Annotated in this window: 10 protein-coding genes; all 10 read right to left on the minus strand. The window is 70.9% G+C overall.

What is annotated here, in order from left to right:
- Positions 1-47 precede the first annotated feature (47 nt).
- Complete coding sequence (locus tag IEV65_RS07380) at positions 48-413, minus strand: RNA polymerase-binding protein RbpA (RefSeq protein WP_188429188.1); 366 nt, start codon at positions 411-413, stop codon at positions 48-50.
- A gap of 109 nt (positions 414-522) precedes the next feature.
- Complete coding sequence (gene secG, locus IEV65_RS07385; protein ID WP_188429577.1) at positions 523-765, minus strand: preprotein translocase subunit SecG; 243 nt, start codon at positions 763-765, stop codon at positions 523-525.
- A gap of 107 nt (positions 766-872) precedes the next feature.
- Entirely contained in the window at positions 873-1,673 is an 801-nt protein-coding gene (gene tpiA, locus IEV65_RS07390; protein ID WP_188429190.1) for a triose-phosphate isomerase, read from the minus strand.
- Positions 1,673-2,884, minus strand: coding sequence for a phosphoglycerate kinase (locus IEV65_RS07395; RefSeq protein WP_188429192.1), 1,212 nt, complete (start codon positions 2,882-2,884; stop codon positions 1,673-1,675). Before IEV65_RS07395 ends, tpiA begins: the two co-directional genes overlap by 1 nt.
- A 5-nt stretch (positions 2,885-2,889) precedes the next feature.
- Positions 2,890-3,894, minus strand: a complete 1,005-nt coding sequence (gap, locus tag IEV65_RS07400; RefSeq protein WP_188429194.1) for a type I glyceraldehyde-3-phosphate dehydrogenase — start codon at positions 3,892-3,894, stop codon at positions 2,890-2,892.
- 137 nt (positions 3,895-4,031) lie between these two features.
- The gene (gene whiA, locus IEV65_RS07405) at positions 4,032-5,012 is read right to left on the minus strand and encodes a DNA-binding protein WhiA (protein WP_188429196.1); all 981 of its coding nucleotides are present in this window, start codon (positions 5,010-5,012) and stop codon (positions 4,032-4,034) included.
- A gap of 101 nt (positions 5,013-5,113) precedes the next feature.
- A complete protein-coding gene (locus IEV65_RS07410; protein ID WP_371870151.1) occupies positions 5,114-6,073 on the minus strand; it encodes a gluconeogenesis factor YvcK family protein in 960 nt (319 codons plus the stop codon).
- Positions 6,070-6,999 carry an RNase adapter RapZ gene (gene rapZ / locus IEV65_RS07415; RefSeq protein ID WP_371870152.1) on the minus strand — a complete coding sequence of 310 codons (930 nt, stop codon included), beginning with the start codon at positions 6,997-6,999 and terminating at the stop codon, positions 6,070-6,072. Before rapZ ends, IEV65_RS07410 begins: the two co-directional genes overlap by 4 nt.
- Positions 7,000-7,069: 70 nt before the next feature.
- On the minus strand, positions 7,070-8,983 hold the full coding sequence (gene uvrC, locus IEV65_RS07420; RefSeq protein ID WP_188429198.1) for an excinuclease ABC subunit UvrC: 1,914 nt from the start codon (positions 8,981-8,983) through the stop codon (positions 7,070-7,072).
- 8 nt (positions 8,984-8,991) lie between these two features.
- Positions 8,992-11,934 (minus strand): excinuclease ABC subunit UvrA, encoded by a 2,943-nt coding sequence (gene uvrA / locus IEV65_RS07425; protein ID WP_188429583.1) that lies wholly within the window; start codon positions 11,932-11,934, stop codon positions 8,992-8,994.
- Positions 11,935-12,031 lie beyond the last annotated feature (97 nt).

Raw genomic sequence — 12,031 nt, forward strand, 5'->3', positions numbered from 1 at the left:
CTCCTCGGACGCGGACCCGTCGTCGTGCTGGTCTGGCGGCCGGCCGCTCAGGCCTGCGGAGCGCCGCCCCCGACGCCGCGGGCACGCATCGACTCCAGTGCCTCGGCCAGGAGAGCAGCTCCGTCGCCGTCGCTGCGCCGCTCCTTCACGTAGGCCAGGTGCGTCTTGTAGGGCTCGATGCGGGGCGGCTCCGGCGGGTTGTCCCTGTCCTGGCCGGCAGGCAGGCCGCAGGTGGGGCAGTCCCACACCTCCGGGACCTCGATCTCGTCGTCGCGCGCGAAGCTGGGGCGGGTCTCGTGACCCTTTGCGCACCAGTAGCTCACGAAGAAGCGGGGCGCGGCCTCGCCGCGCTCGCTCTCGCCCATCGGGCCCGAGCCCACCCGGCTGCCCCGGATCGCGTTGGTACCGACCATCGTGCCTCCTTGCTCCGTCGACGCGCGGGCGGCCTGCGACGCTGACGTCCAGGACGGGCCACCGCGAGGAAGCGTACCTCGCGCGCCGAACGCGCGGTGGATCGCCCGCTCAGCTGAAGCGGATCAGGACCCCGATGCCGACGATGACGGCCGACCAGACGACGGCCACCGCGACCGTGATGCGGTTGAGGTTGCGCTCAGCCACGGAGGACCCGCCCAGGCTGCTGCTCAGTCCCCCGCCGAACATGTCCGACATGCCCCCGCCGCGACCCTTGTGCATGAGGATCAGCAGCACGAGGAAGCCGCTGGTGAGGATCAGCAGGCCGTTGAGGAACCAGCGCACATAGTCCAGAGCCACGCGGGACACACCTTCGTTCTTCGGGAGGACAGTCTTTCGCCCCGGACCGCGGGGTCCGGGGCGAAAGACAGCCTAGCTCACGCGGGCCGAGCCTCCCGCGCTCACGCGTGGTGCTGCTGGTAACGGCAGATCGAGGCGAAGTCCTCGACCGACAGGGAAGCACCGCCGACGAGTGCCCCGTCCACGTCCGCCTGGGCCATGATCTCAGCCACGTTGCCGGGCTTGACCGAACCGCCGTACAGCACCCGGAGCGCGGCCGCGACCTCGTCACCGACGAGGTCGGCCACGGTGGCTCGGACGGCGGAGCAGACCTCCTGAGCATCCTCCGGCGTGGCCACTTCACCGGTGCCGATGGCCCAGACGGGCTCGTAGGCGACGACGATCTTGGCCACCTGCTCGGCCTGGAGGCCCTCGAGAGCCGCCCGCAGCTGCCCGGTCACGTGCGGGACGTGCTCGCCGGCCTGACGGACCTCCAGCGCCTCGCCCACGCAGAGGATCGGGGTGAGGCCGTGCCGCAGAGCCGCGCGCACCTTCGCGGCCACGAGGTCGTCGCCCTCGGCGTGGTACTCACGCCGCTCCGAGTGACCGACGACGACGTAGCTGCACCCCAGCTTGGCGAGGAAGGCGCCGGAGATCTCTCCGGTGTAGGCACCCTCGTCGTGCTGGGACAGGTCCTGCGCGCCGTAGCCCAGCTCGAGCTTGTCGCCCTGCACCAGCGTCTGCACCGACCGCAGGTCGGTGAACGGGGGAAGCACGACGACCTCGACCTTGGCGTGGTCGTGGCGAGCGTCCTTGAGGGTCCAGTCCAGCTTCTGCACGAGGTGCGTGGCCTGCAGGTGGTCCAGGTTCATCTTCCAGTTGCCCGCCATCAGGGGCGTGCGCGTGGTCGTGGTGGCCGCCATCAGTCCTCCAGCACCGTCAGGCCGGGCAGCTCCTTGCCCTCGAGGTACTCAAGGCTCGCCCCACCACCGGTGGAGATGTGCCCGAAGTCCTCGTCGGCGTGCCCGAACTCACGCACGGCAGCGGCGCTGTCCCCGCCGCCCACGACCGTCATGGCACCGTCCTTCGTCCGCTCGACGAGCACCTGGGCGACCGCCTTCGTGCCGCTCGCGAACGGGGCCATCTCGAAGGCGCCCATCGGACCGTTCCAGAAGATCGTCCGCGCGTCGGCCAGCTTCTCGGCGAAGAGCTTCTCCGACTCCGGGCCGATGTCCAGACCCATCATGTCGGCCGGTATGCCGTCCGCCGGCACGATCTCGTGCGCCGCGTCGGCCGAGAACGCGTCCGCGACGACGATGTCGGTGGGTAGGACGATCTCGACCCCGCGCTCGGCGGCGGTCTCCAGGTAACCACGCACGGTGTCGACCTGGTCCTCCTCCAGCAGGCTCTTGCCCACCTCATGGCCCTGGGCCTTGAGGAAGGTGAAGACCATCCCGCCGCCGACGAGCAGACGGTCGGCCACCGCGATGAGGGACTCGATGACGCCCAGCTTGTCGCTGACCTTGGCGCCGCCCAGGACCACGGCGTACGGGCGCTGCGGGTCCTCCCGCAGCTGGCGCATCACCTCGACCTCGGAGCGGACCAGGCCGCCGGCCGCGTGCGGGAGGAGACGCGCGACGTCATACACCGAGGCCTGCGCGCGGTGCACCACGCCGAAGCCGTCGGAGACGAAGGCGTCCGCCAGACCGGCGAGCTGGCCGGCGAACTCCGCCCGCTCCTCGTCGGTCTTGGCCGTCTCCCCCGCGTTGAAGCGGAGGTTCTCCAGCAGGACGACGTCGCCGTCCGACATGGCCTGCACGGCGGCGGTCGCCTTCTCACCCACGGTCTCCTCGACGAAGGTGACCGGACGCCCGAGCAGCTCGGCGAGCCGCTCGGCCACCGGGGCCAGGGAGTACTTAGCCTCCGGCGCGCCCTTGGGACGGCCCAGGTGGGCGGTGACGACCACCCGGGCGCCGGCCTCGGCCAGCTGGCTGATCGTCGGCACCGAGGCCTTCACCCGACCGTCGTCGGTGATCGTGGTGCCGTCGAGCGGCACGTTGAGGTCGCTGCGGACGAGGACGGTCCGGCCGGCCAGGCCGCCCAGCTCCTCGCTCAGCTGCTCGATGGTCCGCATACCGGTCAGAGCTTGCTGCCGACCAGGGCGACGAGGTCGACGAGGCGGTTGGAGTAGCCCCACTCGTTGTCGTACCAGCCGACGACCTTGACCTGGTTGCCGATGACCTTGGTCAGGCCGGCGTCGAAGATGCAGGAGGCCGGGTCGGTCTCGATGTCCTTGGACACGATCGGGTCCTCGGTGTAGGTGAGGATGCCCTTCAGCGGTCCCTCCGCGGCCTTCTTCACGGCGGCGTTGACCTCCTCGACCGTCACCTCGCGCCCGGCCTCGAAGGTGAGGTCGGTGGCCGAGCCGGTCGGGACCGGCACGCGCAGCGCGTAGCCGTCGAACTTGCCCTTGAGCTCGGGCAGCACCAGGGCCACGGCCTGAGCAGCGCCGGTCTTGGTGGGGACGATGTTGAGGGCCGCGGCGCGGGCGCGACGCAGGTCCTTGTGCGGACCGTCCTGGAGGTTCTGGTCGGCCGTGTAGGCGTGGATCGTGGTCATCAGACCCTTGACGATCTCGAACTCCTCGTGGAGCACCTTGGCCATCGGGGCCAGGCAGTTGGTGGTGCAGGAGGCGTTGGAGATGGTCGTGTGCGCGGCCGGGTCGTAGTCGCCGTCGTTGACGCCCATGACGAGGGTGATGTCCTCGTTCTTGGCGGGCGCGGAGATGATGACCTTCTTGGCGCCGGCGTCCAGGTGGGCCTTGGCCTTCTCGGCGTCGGTGAAGATGCCGGTGGACTCGATGACGATGTCGGCCCCGAGGTCCCCCCACGGCAGCGCGGCCGGGTCCTTCTCGGCGAACGCCTTGACGGCCTTGCCGTTGACGGTGATCTCGGTCTCGCTCGAGGTGACCTCGCCCTCGAGGCGGCCCAGGATCGAGTCGTACTTCAGCAGGTGCGCCAGCGTGGCGTTGTCCGTGAGGTCGTTGACCCCCACGATCTCGATGTCGGCGCCCGAGGCGAGAACGGCCCGCATGAAGTTGCGGCCGATGCGCCCGAAGCCGTTGATGCCTACGCGAACGGTCATGAGTGAACCTTCCCTTATGGCTGGGGCGACGCGCGAGCGCACGCCGCCGTGCTCGACGTCGTCGTCGGGTCCCAACCTACCCAATAGCGCCGCCGACCCAGAAGTTCGGGTGGGTCCTCGCCCGCGGGCGGACAGGCTCAGTCCTCGAACATCTCCGGGGTGAGGTTGGCGTCCGTGCCCTCCACACCGAGGTCCTCGGCGCGCTTGTCGGCCATCGCGAGAAGGCGACGGATGCGGCCGGCGACGGCGTCCTTGGTCATCGGCGGGTCGGCCAGCTGCCCCAGCTCCTCGAGGCTGGCCTGCTTGTGCTCCACGCGGAGCTCTCCCGCCACCCGCAGGTGGTCGGGCACGTCCTCGCCCAGGATCTCCAGCGCCCGCTCGACCCTGGCCCCGGCCGTGACGGCCGCACGCGCGGACCGCCGCAGGTTGGCGTCGTCGAAGTTGGCGAGCCGGTTGGCTGTCGCGCGCACCTCGCGCCTCATGCGGCGTTCCTCCCAGGCGAGCACCGCGTCGTGGGCCCCGAGCCGGGTGAGCATGGCGCCGATCGCGTCGCCGTCGCGCAGCACCACGCGGTCCACCCCGCGGACCTCGCGAGCCTTGGCGCCGATGCCGAGCCGCCGTGCGGCGCCGACGAGCGCGAGCGCGGCCTCCGGTCCGGGGCTGGTGACCTCGAGGGCGGACGACCGCCCGGGCTCGGTGATCGAGCCGTGAGCCAGGAAGGCTCCCCGCCAGGCAGCCTCGGCGTCGCACACGCCCGCACCGACGATGCGGGGCGGCAGCCCCCGCACGGGCCGACCGCGGTGGTCGATGAGACCCGTCTGGCGGGCGAGGGACTCCCCGTCACCGGTGGCACGCACGACGTAGCGGGTGTGCTTGCGCAGGCCACCGGGGCTCATCACCACCAGCTCGCTGGGGCTGCCGTAGACCTCGGCCATGAAGGCGCGGAGACGTCGCGCGCTCTGGGCCGTGTCCAGCTCGGCCTCGATGACGATGCGGCCACCCACGATGTGCAGCCCCCCGGCGAAGCGGAGCATCGTCGACACCTCAGCCTTGCGGCAGCACGTCTTGGTGACCGGCAGCCGGCTCAGCTCGTCCTTGACCCGCGCAGTCATCGCCACAGCCGTCATCCTCCTGGTTCTCGTCCCCGACGGTGTGCTTCCGTCCGTGCCTGCAGGCCGAAGGCTACCGTCACCGGTCCGCCCGGCGTGACCTGCGGCGCTCACGGCTGCTCCCCCACGATCACGTCACGGTAGGCCGCAGCGAGCCGCAGCGGGTCGTGCACCCCGCGCTGACGCATCTTGCCCACCGGCGTGACGGTGAGGGTGCCACCGACCTGCTGCACCGCGGCGCGCAGCGCTGCCCGCTCGCTCTCGCTGCGGGCCACCTGCGGGTCGGCGATCACGTGGTCGAAGGTGAGGTCGGGCGCGTGCGCCGCGATGGCGGCGACGTGCTCGGCGACGGTGTAGCCGTAGGCCTCTTCGTCGTTGAGGCTCACGTTGAGCGTCAGCACCCGGACCGCCGGGGTGTCCCGCAGCGCCTGGACGAGGTCGGGCACGAGCAGGTGCGGCATCACGGAGGTGAACCACGAGCCGGGCCCGAGCACGACGACGTCCGCCAGCTTGATCGACTCGAGGGCCTCGGGGGTCGCCGGTGGCGACTCCGGGAGCAGCCTGATCGCCTCCACCTTGCCCGGGTGCACAGCGACCTGGGACTGCCCGCGGACCATGACCCGCTGCTCACCGTCCGGACCCGGCACCAGGACCGTCGCCTCGATGTCCAGGGGGATGAGCGACATGGGCAGCACCCGGCCGCGGGCGTTGAGAAGGCGACCGACGAGGTCCAGCCCGCGCACCTGCTGCTGCGGGAGGATGTCCCACAGCGCGGTGATGAGCAGGTTGCCGAGCGCGTGGCCGCTGAGCTCGCCGTCCCCGCGGAAGCGGTGCTGCAGGACCGCCGACCACTGGTGGCCCCATGCGGTGTCCTCGCACAACGCGGCCAGCGCCATCCTCAGATCACCGGGCGGCAGGATGTCGAACTCCTCGCGCAGCCGGCCGCTCGAGCCGCCGTCGTCGGCCACCGTGACGATGGCGGTGATGTCGTCCGAGATGTGGCGCAGTGCCTGGAGGGAGGCCGACAGGCCGTGCCCGCCCCCCATCGCGACGATGCGTGAGCGGCTCACTCCCGCCCCAGGTCCCGGTGGAAGGTGGTCATCCGCAGCCCGCGCTCCTCCAGGTCGCCCAGGCGCAGCGCGAGCTCCTCGGCGGTCGCGACCGAGCGGTGCTTGCCGCCCGTGCAGCCGACCGCGACCGTGACGTAGCGCCGCCCCTCGAGGAGGTAGCCCTCGACGGCGGTGCGCAGCATCTGCTCCGCGTGGGCGATGAAGCTCTTGGCCAGGTCCTGGCCGAGGACGAAGTCGCGGACCTGTGCGTCCTTGCCTGTGTAGGGGCGCAGCTCCGGGACCCAGTAGGGGTTGGGCAGGAAGCGCAGGTCGAGGACGATGTCCGCGTCCAGGGGAATGCCGTACTTGAAGCCGAAGGACATGACCGCGAGCCGCAGGCGGTGAGCGCTGTCGGAGCTGAGGATCGAGTCGATCCGGGCCGTCAGCTGGTGGACGTTGTAGCTGGAGGTGTCGAGCACCAGATCGGCGTTGGAGCGAAGCCCCGCCAACATCCGGCGCTCCCTGTGGATGCCGTCCAGCAGAAGCCCCTCGCCCTGGAGCGGGTGCGGACGCCGGACGGCGTCGAAGCGGCGCACCAGGGACTCGTCCGAGGCGTCGACGAAGATCACGCGAGGTCGCCAGCCACGCGCGGTCAGCACCTCCAGGGTGTGGGACAGCTCGGTGGTGAAGTCGCGGCTGCGCACGTCGACGATGGCGGCGACCTTCTGCCGCTGCGCGTCGTCGGCCGTCACGTCCATCAGCTGGACGATCATCGAGGGCGGCAGGTTGTCCACGACATACCAGCCGCGGTCCTCGAGCACGTCGCCCGCGGTCGTCCGACCGGCGCCCGACATCCCGGTGAGGATCACGACGTCGCTGCGGCGCACCGGCTCAGCCGACAGGTGGTCGGCAGGTTCCCCGGCCTCGGGTGAGTGCTCTGACGTCACGGTCTGCGGCTCCGTCCTGGTCGGTGCGGGCGGCCCGCGCACCGGCTGTGCGCGTCCACGGTGTGGCAGGTCAGTCGAGCACCTCGCCCGTGCTCAGGTTAACGGCCGGCGCCTGGTCCGCGCCCTGCAGCCGGGCCACGACCGCCGTCGCGACCGCGGGCCCGATGCCGGGCACCTCGACGAGCTCGTCCGCAGTCGCGCCCCGGAGCGCCTTGACCGACCCGAACCGCGCGAGCAGCGCCTGCTGCCGCGCGGGGCCCAGGCCGGGTATGCCGTCCAGCTGGCTGACCGTCATCGACCGGGACCGGCGTTGGCGGTGGAAGGTGTTGGCGAAGCGGTGCGCCTCGTCACGGACGCGCTGCAGGAGGTAGAGGCTCTCGCTCGTGCGAGGCAGGACGACCGGGAACTCCTGACCGGGGAGCCACACCTCCTCCAGGCGCTTGGCGAGCCCGATGACGGTCACGTCGCTCACCCCGACCTCCAGGAGCGCGGTCTGCGCGGCGTTGACCTGCGGCAGGCCACCGTCCACGACCACCAGGTTGGGCGGGTAGCGGAACTTCTGGCTGGTCGGGTCCTCCTCCTGCTCCTGGCCTGAGGACTGCACCAGGTGCCGGAAGCGACGGCTCAGCACCTCGTGCATGGCGGCGGTGTCGTCAGCGGTGCCCTGCCGGACGATGAACCGGCGGTACTCGGACTTGCGCGGCAGGCCGTCCTCGAAGACGACCATCGAGCCGACCATGTCGCTGCCCTGGACGTGGCTGATGTCGAAGGACTCGATCCGCAGGGGTGCGTCCTCGAGCTCCAGGACGTCCTGCAGCTCCTGGAGCGCCTGGGAGCGCAGGGTGAGGTCGCCGGACCGGGCCACCTTGTGACGCGCGAGGGCCTGCTGGGCGTTGCGGGCGACGGTCTCCATGAGGGTGCGCTTGTCCCCGCGCTGCGGGACCCGGACCCGGACGCGGGCGCCCCGCAGGCCGGTCAGCCACTCCTCGAGGTCGGTGACCTCGGGCGGCTCGACCGGGACCAGCACCTCGCGCGGCACGTCCTCGCCCCGCTCGCCGCCGTAGACCTGCTGGAGCAGGTGCTCCACGATGGACCCCAGGTCCTCCGCCCCCTTTTCGCTGACCCAGCCGCGCTGACCGCGGATGCGACCCCCGCGCACGTGGAAGACCTGCACCGCGACCTCGAGCTCGTCGTCGGCGAGAGCGTAGACGTCGGCGTCGGTGGTGTCCGACAGCACCACGGCCGAGCGCTCCAGCGCCCGCCGCAAGGCCCCCACGTCGTCGCGCAACCGCGCCGCGGTCTCGAAGTCCAGCTCGTCCGAGGCGGCCCGCATCCGCCCCTCGAGCTCGCGCACGAAGCGCGCGGTGTCGCCGGCCATGAAGTCGCAGAAGTCCTCCGCGATCTCCCGGTGCTCCTCGGCCGAGACCCGCCCCACACAGGGTGCCGAGCACTTGTCGATGTAGCCGAGCAGACAAGGGCGTCCCGCCTGTGCGGCCCGACGGAAGACGCCCTTGGAGCAGGTGCGCAGCGGAAAGACCCGCAGGAGCGTGTCCAGGGTCTCCCGGATGGCCCAGGCATGGGTGTACGGCCCGAAGTAGCGCGTTCCCGGGCGCTTGGCCCCGCGCATCACCTGTGCGCGCGGGAACTCCTCCCCCATCGTCACGGCCAGGTAGGGGTAGGACTTGTCGTCGCGGTACTTGACGTTGAACCGCGGGTCGAACTCCTTGATCCAGGAGTACTCGAGCTGCAGGGCCTCGACCTCGTTGCGCACCACCGTCCACTCGACGCTGGCCCCGGTCGTGACCATCTGGCGCGTGCGAGGGTGCAGCGCCGACACGTCCTGGAAGTAGGAGGACAGGCGAGAGCGCAGGGACCGGGCCTTGCCCACGTAGATGACGCGACCGTGCAGGTCGCGGAAGCGGTAGACGCCCGGGTCGGTGGGGATCTCGCCCGGTCGCGGCCGGTAGCTGGCGGGGTCGGCCACGGCCCTGCTCAGGCGCTCGTGCGCCGGTCGGTGGCCAGCAGCGGACCGAGGAAGCGACCGGTGTGGCTGCCCGGGTGTGCCGCCACCTGCTCGGGCGTGCCCTCGACGACGACCGTGCCACCGCCACCGCCACCCTCGGGACCCATGTCGATGATCCAGTCGGCCGACTTGATCACGTCGAGGTTGTGCTCGATGACGACCACCGTGTTGCCCTTGTCCACCAGGCCCTGGAGCACGCCCAGCAGTCGGCTGATGTCCTCGAAGTGCAGGCCGGTGGTCGGCTCGTCGAGGACGTAGATCGTCCGGCCCGTCGACCGCTTCTGCAGCTCGGCAGCCAGCTTGACCCGCTGCGCCTCACCACCGGACAGGGTCGTGGCCGGCTGACCCAGGCGGACGTAGCCGAGCCCCACCTGGACGAGCGTGGTCAGGTGACGGCTGATGACCGGCACGGCGGCGAAGAACTCCGCGGCTTCCTCGATCGGCATGTCGAGGACCTCGGCGATGGTCTTGCCCTTGAAGTGCACCTCGAGCGTCTCGCGGTTGTAGCGCTGTCCGTGGCAGACCTCGCAGGGGACATAGACGTCAGGCAGGAAGTTCATCTCGATCTTCAGCGTCCCGTCGCCCGAGCAGGCCTCGCAGCGGCCACCCTTGACGTTGAAGCTGAACCGGCCGGGCTGGTAGCCGCGCACCCGGGCCTCGGTGGTGCCCGCGAACAGCTTGCGCACGTGGTCGAAGACACCGGTGTAGGTGGCCGGGTTGCTGCGCGGGGTCCGGCCGATCGGGCTCTGGTCCACGTGGACGACCTTGTCGAGGTGCTCCAGCCCCTCGACCCGACGGTGGCGTCCCGGCACGTGCCGCGCACCGTTGAGCTGGTTGGCCATGACGTGGTACAGGATGTCGTTGACCAGGGTCGACTTGCCCGAGCCCGAGACGCCGGTGACGGCGACCAGGTTGCCGAGCGGGAAGGACACGTCGACGTCCTTGAGGTTGTGCTCGCGGGCCCCTCGCACCGTGACCGCCCGTCCGTCCTGCGGGCGGCGCACGGCCGGCATCGGGATGGAGCGTCGACCGGAGAGGTACTGGCCGGTGAGCGAGGTGGGGTGGGCCAACAGGTCGGCGACCGACCCGCTGTGCACCACGTGGCCGCCGTGCTCCCCCGCGCCCGGACCGATGTCCACGACCCAGTCCGCCGTGGCGATGGTGTCCTCGTCGTGCTCCACGACGATGAGCGTGTTGCCGAGGTCGCGCAGCCGGGTCAGGGTCTCGATCAGGCGGTGGTTGTCGCGCTGGTGCAGGCCGATGCTCGGCTCGTCCAGCACGTAGAGGACGCCGACGAGGCCGGACCCGATCTGGGTCGCCAGGCGGATGCGCTGCGCCTCGCCGCCGGACAGGGTGCCGGAGGGACGGTCCAGGGAGAGGTAGTCCAGACCGACGTCGAGCAGGAAGCCCAGCCGGGCGGCGATCTCCCGGTTGACCTGGGCGGCGATCGAGGCCTCACGCGGGGAGTACTGGACGCTGGCGAGGAACTCGGCGCACTCGTCGATGGGCAGGGCCCCGACCTCGGCGATGCTGCGCCCGCCCACCAGCACGGCCAGGATCTCCGGCTTGAGGCGCGCCCCCTTGCAGGTGGGGCAGGGCACCTGCCGCATGAGGCTCTCGTAACGCTCACGGCTGCTCGACGACTCCGTCTCCGCGTGCTTGCGCTTGACGTAGGGCAGCACGCCCTCGAAGCCCGTGGAGTAGCTGCGCTCGCGACCGAAACGGTTGCGGTAGCGCACGTGCACCTTGTGCTGGTAGCCGTTGAGGATCGCGTCCTTGGCCCGGGCGGGCAGCTGTCGCCAGGGAACGTCGAGGCTGAACTTCAGGTCGTCGGCCAGGCCGCCCAGGACGCGCCGGTAGTAGTCGTTGAGGCCGGCCGTGGTGGACCACGGGATGATCGCGCCCTCGGAGATCGAGGTGTCCTCGCCGCGGATCACCAGCTCGGGGTCGACCTCGAGCTCGGAGCCGATGCCTGTGCAGGCGGGGCAGGCGCCGAACGGGCTGTTGAAGGAGAAGCTGCGCGGCTCGAGCTCGTCGAGGCTCAGCGGGTGGTCGTTGGGGCAGGACATCCGCTCCGAGAAGCGGCGCTCCCGGGGCAGCGGACGTCCCTGCTCGTCGGTGGGGGTTCCCTCGGCGCCCTCACCGCCGTCTACCGGCACGTCGACGAACTCCGCGACGACGATGCCGTCGGCGAGCCGGAGCGCGGTCTCCACCGAGTCGGTGAGGCGACGCATGTAGGCCGCGTCCACGCCCCCGTCCTCGCCCCGCTTGGCCACGAGGCGGTCGATGACGACCTCGATGGTGTGCTTCTTCTGCTTGGCCAGGGTGGGCGGGTCGGACAGCGGGACGACCTCGCCGTCGACCCGCGCGCGGGCGAAGCCGGCTCCGCGCAGCTCGTCGAAGAGGTCGACGAACTCTCCCTTGCGACCCCTGACGACCGGCGCGAGGAGCTGGTAGCGGGTGCGCTCGGGGAGCAGGAGCATCCGGTCGACGATCTGCTGGGTGCTCTGCCGCTCCACCGGCTCCATGCACACGGGGCAGTGCGGACGACCCACCCGCGCGTAGAGGAGACGGAGGTAGTCGTAGACCTCGGTGATCGTGCCGACGGTGGAGCGCGGGTTGCGGTTGGTCGACTTCTGGTCGATGGAGACCGCGGGCGAGAGGCCCTCGATGAAGTCGACGTCCGGCTTGTCCATCTGGCCCAGGAACATCCGGGCGTAGGCGGACAGGGACTCCACGTAGCGCCGCTGCCCCTCGGCAAAGATGGTGTCGAACGCGAGGCTCGACTTGCCCGAGCCGGACAGGCCCGTGAAGACCACCAGCGCGTCGCGCGGCAGGTCGACCGTGACGTCCTTGAGGTTGTGCTCGCGCGCACCCTGGACGTGGAGACGGTCGTGGCGCGGCTGGGTCATGGGGGTCGTCGGGACGGTGGGAGAAGGCACGGACACCACTGTAGGTGCCCCCACCGACACACCCCAGAGGTCATGTCTATACATACGGGCGTTCGCA

The sequence above is a fragment of the Ornithinimicrobium tianjinense genome (genome assembly GCF_014636495.1).
Taxonomy (GTDB): Bacteria; Actinomycetota; Actinomycetes; order Actinomycetales; family Dermatophilaceae; genus Ornithinicoccus; species Ornithinicoccus tianjinensis.

Excerpts from the sequence above, each read along its gene's own strand:
- gap (WP_188429194.1), bottom strand. The coding sequence starts at position 3,894 with ATGACCGTTCGCGTAGGCATCAACGGCTTCGGGCGCATCGGCCGCAAC.
- IEV65_RS07380 (WP_188429188.1), bottom strand. The coding sequence starts at position 413 with ATGGTCGGTACCAACGCGATCCGGGGCAGCCGGGTGGGCTCGGGCCCG.
- IEV65_RS07395 (WP_188429192.1), bottom strand. The coding sequence starts at position 2,884 with ATGCGGACCATCGAGCAGCTGAGCGAGGAGCTGGGCGGCCTGGCCGGC.
- tpiA (WP_188429190.1), bottom strand. The coding sequence starts at position 1,673 with ATGGCGGCCACCACGACCACGCGCACGCCCCTGATGGCGGGCAACTGG.
- uvrA (WP_188429583.1), bottom strand. The coding sequence starts at position 11,934 with ATGACCCAGCCGCGCCACGACCGTCTCCACGTCCAGGGTGCGCGCGAG.